Below are 22,022 nucleotides of genomic sequence, written 5' to 3'. Positions count from 1 at the left end.
CTACGGCCCTTTTTCTATTTCGCTTGGGAATTTAGCTGCCTAGTTGTTCAAATAACTTAGACGGCGTCTTGTGGTAACTTGGCGAATCGTTCGCCAAGTCATTCATTCGATCACTGCCAGTTGGCAGCGATCACCAGATTCAGCTCATCTCGTTGGGCCGTGGTGAGATTGCTCTCAGCCCCCGCTGGTACGCCGAAAGCGGCCATCGCATCCACCAGCCCTTGTACCTGGCTGTCCAGCAGCGTTTTGCCATCAGCAGACTTGAACTGGTCGAGTTGGTAGGCGCTCCCGCTGTACCAGTTCGAGAGGGTTACCCGCTCCGTGCCACCGACCAGACTGACATCCAGATTGTCGCCACTCTGGCGGAACCAGAGTTGCTCTACGGATATGTCTTCGCCGAACAACAGGGTGTCCAGGCTGTCGGCGCTGGCTTCGGAGTTGATGATCGTGTCCTGACCGTCACTGCGGCCAAACAGGTAGGTGTCGGAATCGGCACCACCCGTGAGGGTATCGTTCCCGGCACCGCCCTGAAGCAGATCATCACCGAATCCTCCATGCAGCCAGTCGTCTCCCGCGCCGCCCAGCAAGGTGTCGTTGCCGTGGACACCACGCAGCGTGTCATTGCCAAGACCGCCGGAGAGCAGATCGTTCAGAGGGAAGCCAGTCCGGATATCGTTGCCATCACCCCCGGTCAGGAATGACTGACTGAGCTGCTGATAGGTCACGACACTCCCGTCGGCAAAGCGTATTTCCTCGATCACATGGGTGTCATAGCGGAAGTAGCCATACACGCTGATGCTGTCGGTGGAACCTTTAAGCTGAAGGTTGAGATTGCCATCCGCATGGCTGAATACGATGTCCTCGGGGGTAATTCCCTCGCCGAAGACGATGGCATCGGCACTGCCGGAGGCCACATCCACGTCGGCGATTGTGTCCTGGCCCCAGCCGCGGGCAAAGAAGTACACGTCATTACCGTAACCGCCCTGCAGGTTGTCGTTGCCAGGCCCGCCATCGAGGGTGTCGTTGCCACCCAGAGCACTCAGCGAGTCGTTTCCCAGGCCGCCGACAATCAGGTCATCAGCGTTATATCCGCTCAGGAAGTCGTTTCCATCACCGCCTTGTATCGACTGGGTACGTAACTGCTCTGAGCTCCAAACGGTACCGTCGGCGAAGCGGACCTCATCCACGATGTTCGTAGCGCTCCAGCCGCCGGTGAGTGCATTGGTGATGGTGATCTGGTCAGCGCTGTCCTTGATCGTCAGTTGCAGGTCGGATCCGGACTTTCGGACGACGACATCGCTGGGTGATATCCCCATGCCAAATTCGATGGCATCGTGTTTACCGGCGCTGGAGTCGAAGTTGGTTAAGGTGTCCTGACCCCAGCCTCGCTCGAATACGTAGGTGTCGTTGCCTACTCCGCCGCTCAGAGTGTCGTTGCCGGCGCCACCGATCAGCGTATCGGCGCCGGTATCGCCACTCAGCAGGTCATCGCCATCTCCACCGTCCAGCAGGTCGTTCCCAGCACCGCCGTACAGCGTGTCGTTGCCTGCCAAGCCGAACAGGCTATCGTTCCCGGCCTGGCCGTTGAGCAGGTCTGCACTGGCGAACCCAACCAGGTTGTCGTTACCTGTATCGCCCAGAAGCACCTGCGATCGGAGCTGCTCTGGCAGCCACTGGGTGCCATCGACGAAGCGGATCTGCTCCACGGTGCCAGTGCCTTCGGCCGCGAAGTAATCCACCACCCGGATGCTGTCGGTGCTGCCCAGCAGTTTCAGCAGCAGGTCGTCGCCGTCATGGCTGACGATGATATCGCCGGGCGTGATTCCAGCTGCGAACTCGATGACATCCAGTACGCCCCCGGTGTCCTCTATCACGTCCTGGCCCCAGCCTCGGGCGAACGTGTAGAGGTCATTACCGGAGCTACCTTGCAACTGGTCGTTGCCCGCGCCGCCCACCAGGCGATCATCGCCAATGCCAGCAGCGATCACATCGTTACCGGCACCGCCGCTGATGCTATCGGCACTGGCGTAGCCGGTTAGCATGTCGTTACCGCTGGTGCCCTGCAGGACCATGGCTTTGATGGTCGAAATACTCCAGCGGGTACCGTTGGCGAAGCGGATCTCGTCCACCGCAAAGGAGGTGGCTCCATCGTTCTGGAAGTAGTTGGTAACCGTGATGCGGTCTGCGCTGCCATTGAGGCTCAGCACCAGGTTGCCCCCACTTCGTGAGGTGCGGATGTCGCTTGGCTGGATGTCCGCAGCGAACTCGATGGCATCCAGGCCGTTCGAGAAGGATTCGTAGTTCTGCACCGTATCGGCGCCCCAGCCTCGGGCGAAGCGGTAAACATCATTGCCGATGCCACCTTCGAGTGTGTCATTGCCACCTTCGCCGCTCAGCGTGTCGTTGCCGGCATTGCCGATCAGGTAGTTGGCGCCCTGATTGCCGGTGATCAGATTGTTCGCGGAGTTGCCGATGCCGGTCAGGTTGCCATTGCCAATCAGGCGCAGATTCTCGATGTTGGCGTTGAGCGCACTGGTAATGCTGAGACTGGACTCGATGGTATCGATACCCTCGTTGGGGTTTTCCTGGACCACGTCGCCAAGCGAGTCGATCACATAGGTGTCGTTACCAAGGCCGCCGCGCAAGGTGTCGTTGCCCGTACCGCCATTCAGTACGTCATCGCCGGCACCACCGATCAGCAGGTCGTTGCCTTCCGCACCGTTGAGGGTGTCGTTTCCTGCTCCGCCATCCAGCGTATCGGCGCTGTTGAAGCCGTTGAGCAGATCATCTCCGTTCTCCCCTCGCAGCGCCAAGGCACGCACTTGACCAAAGCTCCAGAGCTGGCCATTGGCGAAGCGGATTTCCTCGATGGCATTGCTGCCTGTACCGTTGTTGAGGAAGTAGCCGACCACGCGGATGGAGTCCGTCGAACCTTTAAGGTTGAGAATCAGGTCTCCGCTCTGATGCAGCGCCTGGATATCGCTCGGCAGGATGCCGGTAGCGAAGCGAATGACATCCAGGCCATTGCCGTTATCGGCGATGGTGTCCTGCCCCCAGCCCCGGCTGAAGAAGTACGTGTCATTACCGACGCCACCGCTGAGCTGGTCGTTGCCGGCGCCGCCGTCGAGGTAGTCATTGCCAGCGCGACCTTCAAGCTTGTTGTTGCCTGCATTGCCGACTATTTCATTGTTCAGCTCGTTCCCGAAACCGTCGATATTCTCGGCACCGGTAAGAGCCAGGTTCTCAAGGGCATAACCCAGGCCGAAGGAGATGCGGCTGCGCACCGTATCCACTCCGCCGTCGGATGATTCATGAATTGAATATCTGTCTTGGTCAATGATGTAGGTGTCATTACCCAGCCCGCCAACCAGTCGATTGAGACCGTCTCCGCCATCGAGCCAATCGTCACCATCACCGCCGATCAGTTCGTCGTCGCCTGAACCACCGTAAAGGCTGTCGTTGCCCGCACCGCCCTCCAGTGTGTCATTACCGTCCAGGCCATGGAGGCGGTCGTTACCGGTTTCGCCCTTGAGGCGATTGTTGCCCGCATTGCCGGTGATTTCGTTGTCCAGCTCGTTGCCGTTGCCGTCGATATGGGCATTGCCGGTCAGCACGAGATTCTCAACAGCGTAGCCAAGCATATGGGTCATGCCGCTGCGTACCGTATCGATCCCCCCATTATTGTTTTCGACAATGGAGGTGTAGCTCTGGCCAATTACATAAGTGTCGTTGCCCATGCCACCGATTAATTGGTCATAGCCTTCGCCCCCCTCGAGCCAGTCGTCACCGTCGCCGCCGTAGAGGGTGTCGCTGCCTGCACCACCATAGAGGGTGTCGTTGCCCATGCCACCGATTAGTTGGTCATGGCCTTCGCCCCCCTCGAGCCAGTCGTTACCTTCGCCGCCGTCTAGGGTATCGTCGCCCGCACCACCGTACAGCGTGTCATTACCCGCGCCGCCTTCCAGGCGATCGTTGCCGGCCAGGCCAGAGAGCTGGTCGTCGCCCATGCCTCCGAACAGATTGTCTGGTGCATCGGTGCCTGTCAGGTTGTCGTTATAAGGCGTACCAACGCTCAGCAGATTGAGAACGTGGGTACGGTTCCAGCTCTGGTCGGAGAAACGAATCTCTTTGATGGCAACTTGGCCGTCAGCACCTGTAGCGAAGTAGTTGCTGATAGTGACTCTGTCGCTGGTGTCACGTCGGAGCAAAATCAGGTCATTGCCAACTCGCTGCAGCTGCATGCTGATCGACGGCACATCGAATAGCTCGATTACATCGAAGCCACCACTGGCCTGCTCGTCGATGAGTACCTGACCCCAGTCAGCTACGAGACGATAAGTGTCATTGCCCTGGCCGCCCACCAAGGTGTCGAAGCCAAGAACGCTTACTAATGTGTCGTTGCCGTCGCCGCCTAGCAGCAGGTCATCGCCGCTCCCGCCGTTCAGTAGATCATCGCCTGCACCACCTTCCAGAGTGTCTGCTGCGGTACCACCGAGCAGCACATCCGCTCCAGAAGTGCCCACCAAAAGCATTCCCTGAGAGGCGTTCTCCACTCTCATCCTTACTTCGTAGGGTGGCCAATGGAGGCCGTTGGCAAAGACGATTTCCGTGATTTCCGGCAGGCCCGTGCTGGAGAAGTAATTGCGCACAATGACCTGATCATTCGAGTTGACGAGGCTCAGTACCAGGTCATTATCGATACGCCGGCAATTGACATCCGCCGGCATGATGCCTACGTCGAATTCGAGGCGATTTATGAAGCCGTCACCACCCGCGTCGTCGATCACGTCGCGGCCGCTGCCACGACCGAAGCGATAGGTATCCGCCCCCTGGCCGCCGCGCAACGTATCGTTGCCCAGGCCACCGGATAGCGTGTCGAAACCTGCACCACCGATCAGAAGGTCATCACCTCCGAGGCCCAGAATCTGGTCGGCAACATCGCTGCCGACCAGTGTGTCGTTACCGTTCGTGCCTTGAATATCCATACCCACTCCTTTGATGGATCACCACAAGCGAACACGCTCGCGACCCTGGCCGGTATGTCAGCCAGGTGCACGGGCGTGGTTTGAAAAAGGCAGGCTCACCGCCTTCAATGCGTTCAGGCGCGTATCGCTGCCAGGTCGATGCCCAGCACCTTCAGGTATCCAGCGACACCCTTGTCGGTCGAGTACTCTCGGGCGCTGATCGTCGCCTGCCGCCTGATGGGCTCGAAGCGCTCAGGCTGCGTCAGGGCCAGCAGGGCTTTTTCGGCGATCCGTCCGCTGTCGAAGAAATCCACCAGCACACCGTTATGTCCGTCTTCGATCACCTCACGCACTGGCGCGGTATTCGACCCGATGATCAGGCAGCCGCTGGCCATCGCTTCCAGCAGCGACCAGGACAGCACGAAGGGGTAGGTGAGGTAGACATGGGCGGCGGATACCTGCAGTACCCGCTTGTAGGTGGAGTAGGGCAGCTTGCCGAGAAAGTGTACCCGCGACCTGTCGAAAGGGTTTTCTGCCAGTAGCTTGCTGCGCCAGTTGGCCGAGTCCTTCGGCCGGCTGCCGTAACTGACTTCGTCACCGCCGACCACCAGCACCTGGCAGGTCGGATGGGCCGCAAGGATACGCGGCAAAGCACGCATGAAACTGTGGAAGCCCCTGTAGGGTTCAAGGTTGCGTGCCACATAGGTCAGAATGGGGTGCCCGGCTTTCAGCACTTGCCCCGTGGGCAGCTCCAGCGTGGCTTCGGGAGCGCTGCCAAGGCCGGCTAGGTCGATGCCCTCGTGGATCACCTGAATTCCATCACGATAGGCCGCCGGGTGCAGGCTGCGCTGCCAGTGTGTCGGGGTGATGGCCTGGTCGCAGTTTTCCAGGTTGAGCAGGTGCAGGGCGTTGCGGCTGCGGATGCCCGCGGCGCCATTGGCGTCGAAGGGAAACTCGGGGTCGAACCCGGCATCCGCGCCACGGGCCTGATAGTAGTACTCGCAGAAGTGGATCAATCGCGCCGAAGGGAAGGCCTCCTTGACGAACAGGCTTTCACCCCAGCCCGGGTGCGCGATCACCACGTCCGGTCGATAGCCCTTGCCCTTCAGGTCCAGCAGCAGGCGCAGCACCTGCTGGCCGTGCAGCACACCGTCTTCGAAGCTGCGTACGTAAGGGTGCGTCTGCGGACTCGCCTTGCGATGGGGCGCGTAGCGCAGCAGCTTTACACCCGCTAGCCCAGGTGCCTGTTCGCGACCGATGGCCAGAACCTCGGTGTCGGCACGGCGCGCCAGATGCAAGGCGATAGGCCGGAATTGTCCAGGGAAATTCTGGTGTATGAAAAGCACGCGCATCGCGCAGCAACTCCTTTGCAGTTTCGTCCATGTCCATATGGGGGCAGGTCTGGAGTCAGCGCCTGCCAGGGCCGCTTTCCAGACGCTCAGATGGCATTACGCCATTTGGTGAAGGATGTACCCGAGACGGGAGTCGAAGGAAGCCGGGAGCGTGATACGGTTCACGATTACGTGAAGAATAGTTGGCGGCCGGCGCCACTCCAGCGGCTGTAAGGCGGTCGCTTAATCCTATAGGGAGCCGCCAACCTGGAACTGCGAGGCAGTGATGCTGGATGGACAGCGCGAATGTCCGCCCTTTGGACTGGCACACGCCTGTGCTCCCTGTGTAGGATGGCGTTCGGGTGTTAGCCGCATGGTGCGGTGAGACAGGTTCAGTTGCGTTGGTCGGGCCGCCGCGCGGAGCCCGTTCGCCCATGACATCGCGCCCGTCTCGTCAGGATCTTCCTCGTGCCCAGCACGTGGCTGAGTGCGTCTTCGCCTTCATTCGCCGTCTTCTCCATCGTGAAGCCTTCAGTGGCGTGGTGTTGTTGCTCGCCACCGCTGCCGCGCTGATCTGGGCCAATTCGCCCTATGCCGGCAGTTATCATGCGCTCTGGCACGCGCCGGTGTCGTTTGGCTTCGGCAGCTTCGGCTTTTCCCAGTCCCTGCATTTCTGGATCAACGACGGCTTGATGACCCTGTTCTTTCTGGTCGTCGGCATGGAGATTCGCCGTGAGATGCATGACGGCGCGCTCGCTGACCTGCGTCAGGCGTCGTTGCCGATCGCTGCAGCCTGCGGTGGCGTGATAATGCCGGCGCTGATCTATGCCAGCCTCAATCATCAGGGCGCGGGGCTGCATGGCTGGGCGATTCCGGCGGCGACCGACATCGCGTTCGCCGTGGGGCTGCTGGCCTTGCTGGGCAAGGGCATTCCTTCCGGCGTGCGCATCTTCCTGCTGACCCTGGCGGTGATCGACGATGTCATCGCGGTGATCCTGATTGCGCTGTTCTATTCGGACGGGCTCGACTACAGCGGCTTCGCCCTGGCCGGTGTTGGCGCTCTGGCGGTGCTGGGGCTGCAGCGCATCGGCATCGGTTCGGCCTACGCCTATGTGCTGCCCGGCGCGCTGATGTGGGGCGGCCTGTTGATGACAGGCGCGCACCCGACCCTGGCGGGGGTGATTCTCGGCCTGATGACGCCGGTCATCTGCCTGCCGACCCGGGAGCGGCCGCGCGATGCGCTGGGCCGTATCGCCCGTGAGCTGGAGGACGACAGCGGTACCGACGTGGCCTCCCACGAGGCAGCCCAGTCGTCGCGTGACTTGCGCCTGGCGCAGCGAGAGCTGCTGCCGCCGGTGGTGCGCGTGCAACTGGCGCTGCACCCCTGGGTCACCTTTGGCCTGATGCCGCTGTTCGCCCTGGCCAATGCCGGTGTGAGCCTGGGCGGCGTCGACCTGACCGAGAGCACTTCGCACTGGGTGATGATGGGCGTAGCCGTCGCGCTGCTGGCGGGCAAGCCCATTGGCGTGATCAGCGTCAGCTGGCTGATGGTCAGGCTCGGCATTTGCCGCTTGCCGGCCGATGTGTCCTGGCGCGGCGTGGCGTTGATCGGGCTGCTGGCCGGGATCGGCTTCACCATGTCGATCTTCATCGCCAACCTGGCGTTCAGCGATGCCAATCTACTGGGCGCCGCCAAGCTCGGTGTGCTGCTGGGCTCGCTGGCGTCGGCCCTGGTTGGGCTCACCTGGGGCGTGCTCTACGTGCGGAGCCTGCGCGGTGCTCCGCTAACCAGTTGGGGCTAGTCGGCTAAGGGAATGCTGCGGCCCATCCGGATCCAGTTGCCGACGGTGGAACCGGGCGGCTGGCAGGCCGTAGAGTTCTTCTGTGCTGCAACCACCTCCTGGCTCAGCCCATGCGTTCAGCAGGCCGGTCGGCCTGGGGTATGGCCGGTTCGCTTGGTGGCGGTAGCTGGCGTTTGCCGGCAACCACCAGTCCCATGATCAGCGCCGCGGTGAGCATGCCCGCAGTCATGAAGATATAGGCGGCGCCCGGATCGCCCGTGAGGCCGATCAGATAGCCCACTAGCCATGAGCCGAGGAAAGCGCCCAAGGCGCCGCACGCATTGATCAGGCCGATGGCGCCGCCGAACACATTGGCGGGCAGCAGTTCCGGTATCAGCGCGAAAAAAGGTCCGTAAGGCGCGTACATGGCTGCCGCGGCGATGCTCAGCAGGCTGAACGACAGCCAAAAGTGCGTGGAGCCCAGCAGGTACGAAGCGAAGAAGGCGAGGGCGCCCAACGCCAGTAGCGGCCACACGAACAGCTTGCGCTGGCCGGTCTTGTCCGAGGCCCAGGACACTCCGATCATGGCGATCACCGCCGCCAGGTAGGGTACCGAACTCAACCAGCCGGTGGTGACGATGTTCGCCGCCGAGGCCTGGCGGATGATCGAGGGCAGCCACATGATGAAACCGTAGACGCCGATGCTCCACAGGGCATGAACCAAGCACAGCTTGATTACCAGGGGCGAGGTGAAGGCCTGGCGATAGTTGCTTATCGCCTTCAGGCCTTTCTGTTCCTCGAGTAGGGTGGCCGCCAGTTGGTCTTTTTCAGTACGGGTCAGCCAGCTGGCCTGCTCGGGTTTGTCCCGCGCCAGGCGCCACCACACAAAGGCCCAGAGAATGGCCGGCGCCCCTTCGATGATAAACATGCCGCGCCAGCCCCAGGCCTGAATGAGGTAACCGGATACCACCGACATCCACAGCACGGTGATCGGGTTGCCGAGGATCAGGAAGGTATTGGCCCGCGAGCGTTCCTTGCGGGTGAACCAGTTACTGATGAAGATCAGCATCGCAGGCATCACCGCGGCCTCGACCACCCCGAGGGTGAAGCGAATGACCATCAGCATCGGGATGTTGGTTACCAGGCCCGTGGCCATGGCGCACAAGCCCCACAGGATCAGGCTGGCGAACACCAGTTTACGCACGCTGTAACGCTGGGCGTACAGGGCGCCGGGCACCTGGAAAAAGAAGTAGCCGAGGAAGAACAGCGCGCCGATCAGTGAGGAGGTGCCCTTGCTGATGTTCAGGTCCTGCTCGATCCCCGCAGCGCTGGCGAAGCCGTAGTTGGCCCGATCCAGGTACGCCAGGCTGTAGGTGATGAAAATCAGAGGAATCAGGTAGAACCAGCGTTTGCTGGCGAACGGTTGTGCAGCGGCTGCTTGATCAGTGCTCATGGTGGTTCCCTTCATTTGTTTTTGTATAAGGGCAACGCATCCCGGCGCAGCGCACCGGGACTTTTCGACTAGGTACTCGCTTCAGGGTCTGGCAGCGGTTCCGTCCGGCAGTCGCGCATTGGTCCAATCGGGCAAGCCGCCTTGGGCCCGGAAGCGCTTGGCCTTTTCTTCATCGATGTCGACACCGATGCCGGGGCGATCGCTCAGATAGGCATAGCCGCGGTCGATTTCCGGGCAGCCGGGGAACACCTCCAGCAGGTTGTCATTGAGCGGGGTCCATTCCTGGATACCGAAATTGGGGGTGCTCAGGTCCAGGTGCAGGTTGGCCGCCACGCCAACCGGCGAGATATCGCCCGGGCCGTGCCAGGCGGTGCGTACACCGTGGAATTCAGCGAAGGTGGCGATTTTCTTGGCCGGGGTGATGCCGCCCACGGTGCTGACGTGGCAGCGAATGAAATCGATCAGGTTGTTCTGGATCAGTGGCTTGAATTCATTGACGTTGGTGAACAGCTCGCCCATGGAGATTGGCGTGCTGCTCTGCGCCCGCAGGGTCTTGAGCCACTCCAGGTTCTCCGGGGCGACCGGGTCTTCGAGGAAGAACAACTGGTGTTGCTCGAGGTTTTTGGCCAGTTGCACGGCGGCGATCGGCGCTACCCGCTCGTGCACATCGTGGATGAACTCGACACCGAAGCCCAGGGTGCTGCGCAGGTGGTCGAAGAGTTTCGGCACGGCGCGCAGGTAGGCGTCCGGGTCGAAGTAGATGCCCTGGGTCTTGCTGCGTGGCGAGACCTTGGGCTGAATGTTCTTGGCGCGCGCCAGCTTGCCGGCGATCAGGCGCAGGTCTTCGGTGCCCGAGCCGCCGTACATGCCCATCTGGCAGCGTACATGCTGGTAGCCTTCTTCCATGGCGGCGCGAATGCTGTCTTCGACGGCGATTTCGTCCTCGCCGTCGCAGTGCCGATACAGCGGTACGCCGTCTCGGCAACGCCCTCCCAGCAGTTGGTAGAGCGGCAGTCCGGCGACCTTGCCCTTGATATCCCACAGGGCCATGTCGATGCCGGACAGGGCATTGTTCATGATCGGTCCGCTGCGCCAGTAGCCACTGACCGCCGCCGATTGCCAGATGTCCTCGGTGCGCAGGGCATCCTTGCCGATCAGGAAGGGTTTCATGTACTGCTCGATCGCCGCTTCCACCGCGAAGATGCGTTGGGTGAAGGTGGCGCAGCCGAGCCCATAAAGGCCTGGCTGATTGGTTTCAACCTTCACCACCACCAGGTCGATGCCACCAGGGGCGGTGAGAATCGTTTTTACATTTGTAATTGTTATGGATTCCATTTTTCAGTCTCCTGCTCGCTGGGACAAGGTTTACTTCAATCGGTGGGATTCGCCCCGCTCATGGCCGCGACGTTGCTGGCCATCGCCTGGTTCAGGGTTTCTGCAGCGGCGACGGCGTCATGGTTCTTGATGGCCATGTACACATTGATATGGGCGTTGACGCTTTCCAGGGTAATGCCCAGCACACGGTTCAATTCTTCCAGGTAATACAGATAGATGTGCCGGATCGAATCCATCGCGTGGATGAAGATCTTGTTGTGCGAGGCCTTGACGATGGCGTAGTGGAAGTCGAAGTCCGCCTGGGAGTAGCGCTTGTAGTCGTCGCGATTGACCAGCATGCGGTTGAGCGCGGCTTCGATCAGTGCGATGTCCTCGACGGTGGCGTTCTCGACCGCCAGGTCCATGCAGCGGAACTCCACGGTCTGGCGGAACACGCGCATGTCTTCGAACTCGGCCTGGGACAGGTGCATGATCGGCTGGTTGTCGTTGAAACCCCGCTGATCGAGATCCTCGATCACAAAGGTGCCCTTGCCCTGTTGGGTCATCACTATGCCCAAGCCGCGCAAGCGCTGTACGGCACTGCGAACGCTGACCCGGCTGACCTGGAAGCTGGCGATCAGTTCGGACTCGGAAGGCAGTTTGCTGCCTGGCGCCCAGCGACCGTCCTGAATGTTGCGTTTCATCTGTTGGTAGACGTTGTTGACGGTGTTTTGCGGCTTCACGGCAGGCTGCTCGTAGTGTTGCTATAACTTGTCATATAAGTTGCTCCTTACTTGGCAGGTGATGCAAGAGGTTTGTCGAAAATTTCCAGATCGAATGTAAACAAGCAAAAAAACCCTTGATTACTGGCTTTTGAGCGGTTCAGGATACCGTCATCGGCTACCGAAATCCTATGCCATGTGATCTGTCCTATATGATAAGTTGACATGGCTGGGCGCCCCGGTGACCCATATCCAACAACAAGAACACGCAAGCAGAGGCATGTCATGTCATCACTGTTCGATTTGACCGGTCGTACCGCATTGATCACCGGGTCGACCCGAGGGCTGGGCCTTTCTTACGCCAAGGGCCTGGCAGAAGCGGGCGCCGCGGTGATCCTTAACGGCACCCATCCCCAGCGTCTGCAAGAGGCCGTCGCCGAGCTCACCCGCGCCGGCCACCGTGCTTCGGGATACGCCTTCGATGTGGCGGACGAGGCCGCCGTCGAGGCGGTATTCCAGACACTGGACCGCCAGCAGGTAGCGGTCGACATCCTGATCAACAATGCCGGCATCCAGCACCGCCAGCCCATGCTCGAACTGGCCCTGGCCGACTGGCAGCGGGTGCTGGACGTCAACCTCACCAGTGCCTTCATCATTGGCCGTGCCGCCGCCCGGCGCATGGTCGCCCGAGGAGGCGGCGGCAAGATCATCAATATCGCTTCGCTGACCAGCGAAGCGGCGCGGGCTACGGTGGCCCCCTACACCGCGGCCAAGGGCGGGGTGAAGATGCTGACCAAGGCGATGGCTGCCGAATGGGCCGAACACGCTATCCAGTGCAACGCCATAGGCCCGGGGTATATCCATACGGAAATGAACGCCGCCCTGGTCGCCAACGCCGACTTCGACCGCTGGGTAAAGGCCAGCAACCCCAGCCGACGCTGGGGCCATCCGGACGAACTGATCGGCACCGCGGTGTACCTGGCATCGGCGGCATCCAACTACGTCAGCGGCCAGATCATCTATGTCGATGGAGGTTGGCTCGCCACCCTCTAAACCGCCGATGAATCACGCTTCTTACCTGAACAAGAACAATAAGGAAGAATCATGAAACCAACCCGCGCACGGCTGTCGGTGCTGGCCATGCTGTTTTTGGTCACGGCGATCAACTATATGGACAGGGCCAACCTGTCCGTGGCCGGCAGTGCCATTCAGGGCCAGCTCGGTCTGTCGCCGATCCAGTTGGGGCTGCTGTTTTCCGTTTTCACCTGGTTCTACGCCATGAGCCAGGTGCCAGTGGGCTATCTGCTCGATCGGGTGGGCCCGCGCAAGCTGTATGGCTGTGCCATCATCCTGTGGAGCCTGTTCACTTTCTTCATGGGCCTTGCGTCCCACCCGGTGTTCGCCACGGCCACTGGCTCTTTCGTGATGCTGCTGATCTGCCGCGCGCTGATCGGGGTGGCCGAGGCTCCGTCGTTTCCCTCCAATACCAAGATCATCGCCAGCTGGTTCCCGGATCACGAGCGGGCCAGGGCCACTGCCGTCTATTCCAGTGCCCAGTACATCGGCCTGGCGGTGCTGACACCGGTGCTGGCCTGGATCGTCTCGACCTGGGGCTGGGAGGCCTCGTTCTACCTCAGCGGCGCGGTCGGTATCGCTTTCGGCCTCTACTGGTTGAAGGCCTATCGCGATCCGCCGGACAGTACCAAGGTCAACGCCGCCGAGCTCGACATCATCCGTCAGGGCGGTGGCTATGGCTCGGACAACCAAGCTGGCAACCGCACCAAGGTCAACTGGCCGGACGTCCGCCATGTCTTGCGCCAGCCCACCGTCTGGGGCTTGTTCATCGCTCAGTTCGCGGCGTCCTCCACCCTGTATTTTTTCCTCACCTGGTTTCTGGTGTATCTGGAAAAGGGCTTGGGCCTGTCCATCACCAAGGCTGGGATCGGCGCCATGTTCCCTTACCTGATGGCCATGTGTGGTGTGCTCTGCGGTGGCATTCTCAGTGACATGCTGCTCAAGCGCGGCCACTCGCGAACCTTTGCGCGCAAGTTGCCAGTGATGCTCGGGCTGGGGGTGACCACCAGCATCTGCCTGGTCAATTTTTTCGAAGACCAGCCGGTGATCGCCATCGCCATCCTGTCGGTGGCGTTTTTCGCCAATGCCTTTTCCAATCTGGGCTGGGTGGTGTGCAGCGACGTGATCCCGCGGCACCTGATCGGTACCTTGGGTGGTTTCCTGAATATCTTCGGCAACCTGTCCGGCATCATCAGCCCGTTGGTGATCGGAGTGATTCTCGAGCGTACCCAGAGTTTTCAATACGCCATGCTCTACATGGCAGCGGTGGCGCTCTGTGGCTTGCTGGCCTATGTCCTGCTGGTGGGGCGCATCGAGGTCATCCCGTTACCCCGCCGTCACCCCGATACCGCGCCGGCAGCAGCGCGCCGCCCTGGCGAACACACCGAAGCACGAGGAAAATGACAATGACCCTGCACACTATCGACAATCACGCCTGCGTCGCCTTCGGCATCAAGGATGTGCGTCACCTGTCCCAGCCCTTGACTTATGCTGCTGAACAGCAGGTGCTGGTACGGGTATCGCGAGGTGGCATCTGCGGTTCCGACATTCACTATTACCAGCATGCTCGCGCCGGCATGTCGATCCTCAAGAATCCGTTGGTGCTCGGCCATGAATTCATTGGTCGGGTGGAGGCGGTGCCCGCCGCTAGCGCCTTGACGATCGGCCAGCGTGTGGCGGTGAACCCATCGCAGCCGTGCAATCAGTGCGTACTCTGTCTGGAAGGCAAGCAGAACCTCTGTCGCCGCATGAAGTTCATGGGCAGCGCGCAATTCGACCCCCACGTCAACGGTGGCTTCCGTGAGTACGTGGCGGTGAGCGAGCAGCAGTGCGTGCCTTATGGCGAGCAGGCCGCGGACAACGTCATGGTATTCGCCGAGCCGCTTGCCGTGGCGCTTCATGCGCTGCATCAGGCGGGGGAGCTACTGGGCAAGAAAGTCCTGGTCACCGGATCGGGGCCGATTGGTTGCCTGATCATGGCCGCCGCTCGCAATGCCGGCGCCGCCGAAGTGGTCGCTACCGACATGAGCGCTCGCTGTCGGCAACTGGCCGTGCAGATGGGTGCCGACCGTGCGGTCGACCCGAGCGACGCTGCCAGTACCGCGGCCTGGGGCAATGACGGTGGGTACTTCGATGTGTGCTTCGAGGCTTCCGGGGCGCCAGCGGCGATCGCTTCGACCGCCGGCTTCACGCGCCCCAAGGGGTGTGTCGTGCAGGTGGGCATGGGCCATGCGACAGTGGAACTGCCGCTGGGCCTGCTGTTGGTCAAGGAGGTGAAGCTGGTCGGCTCCTTCCGTTTTGTCGACGAGTTCGCCACGGCGGTGCGCTGGCTGGAGAGTGGCCGTGTCGACCCGCTACCGCTGCTGTCGGCGGAATTCGCTCAGGAGCAAATCGTCGAAGCACTGGAAATGGCCGGCGACAAGAACCGTGCCGCCAAAGTGCAAGTAGTGTTCGCCTGATGGCCCGGGTCGCCTTGATCGGCGAGTGCATGATCGAGCTGCAGCAGCGGGCCGACGGATCGCTCGGCCAGAGCTTCGGTGGCGATACCCTGAACACTGCGGTGTACCTGCGTCGGCTGCTGCCGCCGCAGTGGCAGGTCTCCTATGTCACGGCGCTGGGTGACGACAGCTTCAGCGATGCCATGTGTGCCAGCTGGCAAGAGGAGGGCATCGACCTGTCGCTGGTGCAGCGTCTGCCGGGGCGCTTGCCGGGCATTTATTGCATCCAGACCGACGCCCAGGGTGAGCGGCGCTTTCTGTATTGGCGCAACGAAGCCGCCGTGCGCGACTGTTTCAGTCAACCCGGCGCAGCCGTTGTACTTGAGCAGTTGCCACAGTATTCGGTCATTTACCTGAGCGGCATCAGCCTGGCGGTGCTGGGCGAGGAGGGCCTGGGCAAGCTGTTGCCGTGCCTGGCCGAGGCGCGCCGTAGTGGTACGCAGGTGGTATTCGACAACAATTATCGGCCGCGGCTATGGCGTGACCATCGGCACGCACTGGCCACTTACCAGCGCCTGCTGCCGATGGTGGATATCGCCTTGCTGACCCTCGACGACGAACAGTTGCTATTCCAGGAAACCAGCGTCAGCGAAACCTTGGCACGCTACCGGGGCTATGGCGTACCCCATGTGGTACTCAAGCGCGGGGCGCAAAGTTGCCTGCTCGTCGAGGGTGGCCGACAACTGGAAGTCGCGGCCCAGGAGGTGGCCAAGGTAGTGGATACCACGGCGGCCGGCGACTCCTTCAGTGCCGGTTATCTCGCCGCCTGGTTGCAGGGTTCGCCCGCTGAGACATCGGCATCGCTGGCTCATCGATTGGCCGCGCGTGTCATTCAATATCCCGGTGCGCTCATTCCCGCTGCGGCCATGCCCTGATTGTCTCCTGCTCGCGCTTGCCGATATCCAGGCCCCTGGTCAGCCGCCGTGGCCGCGGAGCCTGTGTCCGGGGCTGCTTCGCGCTGACGGGTAGCCGCTGACCCTGCCAGTGCGTCAGCTTTCCCCGGCAGAAAAAGTGGTTTTTTCAACCGGCGCTTTTGGGTAAAGTGCGGGCCTCTTTGGGGAGTAGCCTGCTTCCGGGTTCGCTCGGCAGCGTTCGTATCAACATTCTCGGCAGAAGCCGTGGTACGAACACCGTTAGGTTGGTGAGACCAATGACAGATACGTGCCTAAGGTCGGGCGCGTGTATCCGTCATTGACTCATAGCCCGACCGAGAAGTAACCGTGAATCCCATTTCCCTGATCCTCCTGGCCTTCGCCATGTCCACGGACGCCTTTGCCGCGGCCATCGGCAAGGGCGCCAGTCTGCACAAACCCAGGTTCATCGATGCCTTGCGCACCGGCCTGATCTTCGGCGCCATCGAAGGCATTACACCGGTGGTCGGCTGGTTCATCGGCCAGGCAGCGGCCAGCTTCGTCGAGAACTGGGACCACTGGATCGCCTTCGTGCTGCTCCTGCTGCTGGGCCTGCACATGATCTACGCCGGCCTGCAGCCCGAGGCGGGCGACGCACCCGATAAACCGGCCTCGCATTCTTTCTGGGTACTGGCGGTCACCGCGTTCGCCACCAGCATCGATGCGCTGGCCGTGGGTATCGGCCTGGCATTCGTCGAGGTCAATATCTGGGTGGCCGCGCTGGCGATCGGTCTCGCGACCACGCTCATGGTCAGCATCGGCGTGATGCTCGGCCGGGTGCTCGGCACCGCCATCGGCCGCAAGGCCGAGATCATCGGTGGTGTGGTATTGATCGGGGTCGGTGCGGTGATTCTTTATGAGCACACGATGCTCTGAGCGGAGGGATAGGCCAATGCCGATGTCATTTTTTTCCGCACGCCCGGTTCGCCACTCCCTGGTCGGCCTGGCGAGCCTGCTGGCCATGGCGTTGCTGTTCTTCGCCTGGCAGCAGTTCTACCCGGTCAGCGCCGCTGACGGCTGGAGCGTTCGCAAGCTGTACGACGATGTGCCCAGGGCGTCCGGGCTGGCGCTGGATCGCACGGGGGACCTGCTGGTGAGCGAGGAGCTGAGCAGCGGGCAGGGGCGTATCCTGCATATCGATGCCAGTGGCCAGCGCAGGATCCTCTTGCAAGGCTTGTCCAAGCCCGCCGGGCTGCTCGCCCTGGATGCCGGGCGTTCCCTGGCATTCAGCCAGGAGGGCGGCGTGCAGCCGGTGTCGGTGCTGAGCGAAGGCCGGGTGCAGGCGCTGTTCGAGGCCAGCAACGTGCAGGGCATCTGGGCGGATCACGATGCCGCGCTGTATGCGGTGGAGGACCGCGACGGCAGTGGGCGGCTGCTGCGCTTCGATTTGCAGACCCTGGAGACTACCGTACTGCGCGATCACCTGGCCGGTGCCGAAGCGGTGACCGGCTGCCCGGATGGACGCCTGTTCTACACTGAAAAGACCGGCGACCGTGTCTGGCAATACAACCGGCTAGGGCCTGACCAGCTGGCCCTGGAGGCGCTCAACAAGCCCAGTTCGCTGCTGTGCGATGAGCGTGGTCTGTCGGTCAGCGAGGATTCCACCCACCGTGCGCGCCTGCTGCTGCTCACCCCTGATGGCGATCTCCATGTGGTGCTGTCCCATCTCAAGGCGCCGCAAAGTCTGTTGCCGGCCGGCGAGGGCCGCTACTTGCTGGCCGAAGGCGGTCGTGATCGAGTACTGGAACTCCGTTTGCAGTGACAGGGCTGTAGGCCCCGAGCCACCCCGTCGCTCAGTGTCGCCCGCTGACGAAGTGGGCGGGGTCGTTGAAACCGTGGGTCGAGGCGTGGCCGGGAGCGACCAGGCTGTCGATGAACGCCTCGTCCTCGCCGTCGAGGCGCAGCTCCAGCGCGCCGATATAGCTCTGCCACTGCTGCAGCGTGCGCGGCCCGACGATGGCGGCGCTGACCTGAGGGTTGGCCAGCACCCAGGCGATGGCGAAGCTGATCGGGTCGCTGCCGCGGCGCTGTGCGTGGGCGCTGACCTGCTGCGCCAGGGCCAGTGATTCCGGGCGCCATTCGGTCTCCAGGATGCGTTTGTCCTGCCGTGCCGCCCGCGACCCTGCATCCGGTTCGCTGCCGGGCTGGTACTTGCCGCTCAGTACGCCACGCGCCAGCGGGCTGTAAGGCACCACGCCGAGGCCATAATGGCGCGCCGCGGTGAACTGCTCGGTTTCCGCCTGACGGTTGACGATGTTGTACAGCGGCTGGCTGGCCACGGGGTCGTCGACCCCAAGGCGGCGGGCGATGTTCACCGCTTCGGCCAGCCGCCAGCCGCGGAAATTGGAGACGCCCCAGTAGCGGATCCTGCCCTGGCGGATCAGGTCGCCGATGGCGGAAATGGTTTCCTCCAGTGGCGTGGCGTGATCCTCGCGGTGCAGGTAGTAGAGGTCGAGGTAATCGGTGCCCAGGCGCTGCAGGCTGCCCTCGAGCGCATCGAAGACGGATTTGCGGCTCAGCCCCTGATTGGCCGGATGGGACCACGAGCGTGGGCTGCCGACCTTGCTGGCCAGCACCCAGTTGGCTCGGTCGGCGGCGATCGCGCGGCCGGTGATCTGCTCGGAAATGCCGCCATTGTAGACGTCCGCGGTGTCGATGAAGTTGATGCCCAGATCCCGCGCCTGATCGATGATGCGCCGCGATTCGCTTTCGTCGGTGGCGCCGCCGAACATCATGGTGCCCAGTGATAGTGGCGATACCTTGAGGCCGGATTTGCCCAGTGAACGGTAATCCATCGGTGATTTCCTCCAATTGGCTTTGCTGCTGGTCAGTGTTCCGACCGCAGCGTTGCTGAAACGGCTCGGTGAATCAGCCCCGTGATACTTCCAGTCCCGACTCCCTGTGCAGTTTGCGGAATACCCGGGTGGACGCCAGGCAGAACAGGCTGACCAGCAGGATGGTCAGGCCGATATCGTCGACGCCAGGGACCGGGTGGCTGCGAATACGCTGGATAAGCCCGAGCAGCAGGGCCGCGATGCACACCGCCATGCTCATGCCCAGTTGCACGGACATTGCGGACAGGGTGCTGGCTTTACTGGCGTGACAACTGCTGACATCAGCGTAGGTCAGCGCGCCCATGGTGCTCATCTGCAGGGAGCGGGACAGGCCGCCCATGAACAGCATGACGATCACCAGCAGCGCGGGCGTGTCGGCCCGCAGCCCTGCACAAAGGGCCACCGAAAGGCCACCGATGAAGGCGTTCCACAGCAGAATGCGCCGAAAGCCGAAGCGCCTCACCATGCGTACCGAGATGAACTTGATCAGCAACGCACCAGCGCCGGCGGCGAAGGTCAGCAGGCCTGCCTGCAGCGCGCTGAGGCCGAAGCCGACCTGAAACAGCAGCACCAGCAGAAACGGCAGTGAAGCGCTGCCCAGGCGGAACAGCGTGCCGCCCCACAGGACGATCGCGAAGGTAGGAATGCGCAGTAGCGAGAAATCCAGTAGCGGTGCCGCCGAACGCCGGGCATGGCGAATGTAGAGCAGGCCGAACAGCAGGCCATTGCCCAGCAGCGCACACGACCAGAACCACGCCAGTGAGCGGCCATGGCCGAGGGATTCGAAAGCCAGTACCAGGCTGGCCAGCGCCAGGCTGCTGAGCAGAAAGCCGGCGAGATCGAGGGGCTGGCGTCGGTGCCCGGGGTAGTCCGGAATGTGCCGCAGGATCAGGACGATTCCCAGCAGGCCGATGGGCAGGTTGATCAGGAAAATCCAGTGCCACGACAGCGTCGTCACCAGCAGGCCGCCCAGCGGCGGCCCGACCATCGGCCCCAGCAAGGCCGGCATGGTGAGGAAGGCCATGGCGCGCATCAGGTTGGCCTTGCTGGTCCAGCGCAGCAGGATGATCTGCCCGACCGGTACCATCATCGCGCCCGCAGTGCCCTGGCAGAAACGTGCCAGGGAAAGTTGCGGCAACGAAGTGGACAGCGCACAGGCCAGCGAACTGACGATGAACAGCCCGATGGCGGCAATGAACAGGCGCCGTGGGCCGTAGCGCTCTGCCAGCCAGCCGCTGACCGGGATGAACATCGCCACGGCGAGCAGGTACAGGGACACGATCAGGTTCATGTGCACGCTGGACTCGCCGAAATCCTCGGCGATCTCTGCCAGCGCCGTGAGCACGGCGCTGGAGTCGAGCAGTTCCATGAACAGGGCACAGCCGATGATCATCGGCACCTTGCGATCGAATGCCGCCTCACGCTCCGGAGTATCGAGCACATCGCCCTGCGCCGGGTGCGGCAGCTCGACGTCGGGGGATGCCCGGCGCCCGGAAACCGTGCCGCTCAGGAGAAGCGGCCGTAGCGGCCCGACGAATAGAGCAGTGGCTGCTGATCGCTGTGCCAGCAGTCCAGCACCTCGGCAATCGCTACCAGATGGGTACCGACAGGGTGGAAGTCGGTGATCCGGCAGTCGAAACCCGCCGTACTGGCCAGCAGCGCCGGATTGCCGCTGTCCAGGCGACGCCAGGCGTGCTTGCCGAAACGCTTTTCGGGCGGTAGGCGGCCGGCGAAATCAGTGGCAGCTTCTTCGCCATCGGTATTCAGCTCGTTGACGCAAAAGCGTTTCTGGCGGATCAGGTGCGGATAGAGGCTGGCGCCACTGTTCACCGCGATCAGCACGGTGGGTGGGTCGGCGGTCACCGAGCTGAACGCGGTCGCTGTGAGCCCGTAATCGGCACCGTCGCCAGCGCAGGTGATGATGTTCACCGAGGCCGCGGTGTTGCGCATGGCCTGCTTGAAGGCGGCGGCGTCCAGGGCAGTGGAGAAGGGTTTTTCCAGAACGAGTACGGTCATGGGAGGCTCGGGGTTCTTTGGTTTGGCTGTCAGGGCTCAAGTGTCGAACAGGGCAAAGGGATAGCAGACGTAGGGTGGACGACGCTCCATCCGTCCACCGCCCCACAATCGCAATGGGGGATGAAAAGAGCGTCGGCTACGCGCCCCGATCCACCCTACGACTGTGGGAGCGGGCCATGCCCGCGATTTTTCGCGCGCATGGCGCGCTCCCACAGTGGATCGGCGAACGGCGGCTCTCGCCCCATGGAGGACGGTATCGACTAACGCAGCGCCAGGCCCTGTTCGTTCAACGTATGGCTGATACGTTCGCGGCCGTGCAACGACTCCAGGCCCTTGAGGCGATTGATCACCTGCTCGCTCCAGCCCGGGGTGTTCTGCCCCTGGGCATGGCTGAAGGCTGCGGCGGTTCGTTCATAGGCCGCGACCCGTTCCGCCTCGTCGTCGACGCCGTAGGTCTCGCGGTGCAGCGTCACGGCCTGGGGCAAGCGGGGCTTGATGGCCGCCGGCTGCTGCGGGTCGGCATAGCCGACGCACAGGCCGAATACCGGAAACACCAGGGGCGGCAGTTGCAGCTCGTCGATCACGGCCTGCAGGTCGTTGCGCAGCGCGCCGATGTAGACGGTGCCCAGGCCCAGCGACTCGGCGGCGACCACGGCGTTCTGCGCCGCCAGGGCCGCATCGATGCTGCCGACCAGCAGGCTGTCCAGATAGGCTGGCGCCTGCAGTTGTACGTCGCGCTGATCGGCGATGCGCTGTGCTCGAGAGAAATCGGCCAGCCAGATCAGCAACAGAGGCGCCTTGCGGATATGCGCCTGATCGTTGGCCAGCGCGGCCAGACGCTCCTTGCGCGCAGGGTCTTCCACCGCCAGCAGGCTCCAGGCCTGCAGGTTGGAGGAGGTGGAGGCCGACTGCGCGGCGGCCAGCAGCGTTTCCAGGGTACCGGCCGGCAGCGGCTGTTCGAGATAGGCACGTACGCTGCGATGCGCGAGCAGGTGCTCGATCAGCGGGTTGGCCCGCCAGTCGGCAGCATCGATGCTGCCACCGTAACGTTGTTGCCAGAGTGCTGATGCAGTGCTTTCAGGCATTTCCCATCTCCTGTGTTCAAGCGCGGATGACGTACCTTA

General features: G+C 62.4%; 16 protein-coding genes and 1 riboswitch. Of the genes, 7 read left to right on the top strand and 9 right to left on the bottom strand.

Annotation, left to right across the window (positions count from 1 at the left end; translation table 11 throughout):
• Positions 1-110: 110 nt before the first annotated feature.
• Positions 111-4,985, bottom strand: a complete 4,875-nt coding sequence (locus tag BLR94_RS19350; protein ID WP_090423744.1) for a calcium-binding protein — start codon at positions 4,983-4,985, stop codon at positions 111-113.
• 113 nt (positions 4,986-5,098) lie between these two features.
• A complete protein-coding gene (locus tag BLR94_RS19345; RefSeq protein ID WP_084307542.1) occupies positions 5,099-6,316 on the bottom strand; it encodes a glycosyltransferase family 4 protein in 1,218 nt (405 codons plus the stop codon).
• A gap of 413 nt (positions 6,317-6,729) precedes the next feature.
• On the opposite strand from BLR94_RS19345, the gene nhaA reads away from it, so the two are divergent.
• Positions 6,730-8,097 (top strand): Na+/H+ antiporter NhaA, encoded by a 1,368-nt coding sequence (gene nhaA / locus BLR94_RS19340; protein WP_084307543.1) that lies wholly within the window; start codon positions 6,730-6,732, stop codon positions 8,095-8,097.
• Positions 8,098-8,200: 103 nt separating this feature from the next.
• Here nhaA and BLR94_RS19335 read toward each other — a convergent pair whose 3' ends face one another.
• The 3 genes from BLR94_RS19335 to BLR94_RS19325 form a co-directional block, all read right to left on the bottom strand.
• Positions 8,201-9,529: an MFS transporter gene (locus BLR94_RS19335; protein WP_167359783.1), complete on the bottom strand. Its 1,329-nt coding sequence runs from the start codon at positions 9,527-9,529 to the stop codon at positions 8,201-8,203.
• A gap of 81 nt (positions 9,530-9,610) precedes the next feature.
• Positions 9,611-10,864, bottom strand: coding sequence for an enolase C-terminal domain-like protein (locus tag BLR94_RS19330; protein ID WP_084307545.1), 1,254 nt, complete (start codon positions 10,862-10,864; stop codon positions 9,611-9,613).
• Between the two features lie 35 nt (positions 10,865-10,899).
• Positions 10,900-11,586, bottom strand: a complete 687-nt coding sequence (locus BLR94_RS19325) for a FadR/GntR family transcriptional regulator (protein WP_244158235.1) — start codon at positions 11,584-11,586, stop codon at positions 10,900-10,902.
• 264 nt (positions 11,587-11,850) lie between these two features.
• Between BLR94_RS19325 and BLR94_RS19320 the strand changes: the two genes are divergently transcribed.
• The 6 genes from BLR94_RS19320 (at position 11,851) to BLR94_RS19295 (ending at position 17,810) form a co-directional block, all read left to right on the top strand.
• Entirely contained in the window at positions 11,851-12,618 is a 768-nt protein-coding gene (locus tag BLR94_RS19320; RefSeq protein ID WP_084307546.1) for an SDR family oxidoreductase, read from the top strand.
• Positions 12,619-12,669: 51 nt separating this feature from the next.
• On the top strand, positions 12,670-14,043 hold the full coding sequence (locus BLR94_RS19315) for an MFS transporter (RefSeq protein ID WP_084307547.1): 1,374 nt from the start codon (positions 12,670-12,672) through the stop codon (positions 14,041-14,043).
• Positions 14,044-14,045: 2 nt separating this feature from the next.
• Positions 14,046-15,098: an L-idonate 5-dehydrogenase gene (gene idnD, locus BLR94_RS19310; RefSeq protein ID WP_084307548.1), complete on the top strand. Its 1,053-nt coding sequence runs from the start codon at positions 14,046-14,048 to the stop codon at positions 15,096-15,098.
• Positions 15,098-16,012 carry a 2-dehydro-3-deoxygluconokinase gene (gene kdgK, locus BLR94_RS19305; protein ID WP_084307549.1) on the top strand — a complete coding sequence of 305 codons (915 nt, stop codon included), beginning with the start codon at positions 15,098-15,100 and terminating at the stop codon, positions 16,010-16,012. The genes idnD and kdgK overlap by 1 nt, the downstream gene beginning before the upstream one ends.
• A gap of 174 nt (positions 16,013-16,186) precedes the next feature.
• Positions 16,187-16,359: riboswitch (yybP-ykoY riboswitch) on the top strand.
• The gene (mntP, locus tag BLR94_RS19300; protein WP_084307550.1) at positions 16,358-16,924 is read left to right on the top strand and encodes a manganese efflux pump MntP; all 567 of its coding nucleotides are present in this window, start codon (positions 16,358-16,360) and stop codon (positions 16,922-16,924) included. It overlaps the preceding riboswitch by 2 nt.
• Positions 16,925-16,940: 16 nt before the next feature.
• Positions 16,941-17,810, top strand: coding sequence for a hypothetical protein (locus BLR94_RS19295; protein WP_244158234.1), 870 nt, complete (start codon positions 16,941-16,943; stop codon positions 17,808-17,810).
• A 31-nt stretch (positions 17,811-17,841) separates the two neighbouring features.
• On the opposite strand, the gene BLR94_RS19290 is transcribed toward BLR94_RS19295, so the two are convergent.
• The 4 genes from BLR94_RS19290 to BLR94_RS19275 all read right to left on the bottom strand — a co-directional run bounded on the left by BLR94_RS19290 (position 17,842) and on the right by BLR94_RS19275 (position 21,983).
• Positions 17,842-18,843, bottom strand: coding sequence for an aldo/keto reductase (locus BLR94_RS19290; RefSeq protein ID WP_084307551.1), 1,002 nt, complete (start codon positions 18,841-18,843; stop codon positions 17,842-17,844).
• A gap of 73 nt (positions 18,844-18,916) precedes the next feature.
• Positions 18,917-20,323: an MFS transporter gene (locus tag BLR94_RS19285; RefSeq protein WP_341845534.1), complete on the bottom strand. Its 1,407-nt coding sequence runs from the start codon at positions 20,321-20,323 to the stop codon at positions 18,917-18,919.
• Positions 20,324-20,388: 65 nt separating this feature from the next.
• Positions 20,389-20,898 carry a flavin reductase gene (locus tag BLR94_RS19280; protein WP_084307552.1) on the bottom strand — a complete coding sequence of 170 codons (510 nt, stop codon included), beginning with the start codon at positions 20,896-20,898 and terminating at the stop codon, positions 20,389-20,391.
• A 260-nt stretch (positions 20,899-21,158) separates the two neighbouring features.
• Positions 21,159-21,983 carry an NADPH-dependent oxidoreductase gene (locus BLR94_RS19275; RefSeq protein WP_084307553.1) on the bottom strand — a complete coding sequence of 275 codons (825 nt, stop codon included), beginning with the start codon at positions 21,981-21,983 and terminating at the stop codon, positions 21,159-21,161.
• Positions 21,984-22,022 lie beyond the last annotated feature (39 nt).

Origin of the sequence: Phytopseudomonas flavescens (assembly GCF_900100535.1) — a bacterium.
Lineage (GTDB): Bacteria > Pseudomonadota > Gammaproteobacteria > Pseudomonadales > Pseudomonadaceae > Aquipseudomonas > Aquipseudomonas flavescens.
Note: the sequence above shows the minus strand (reverse complement) of the source record. Positions and strands in the feature narration are given on the sequence as shown.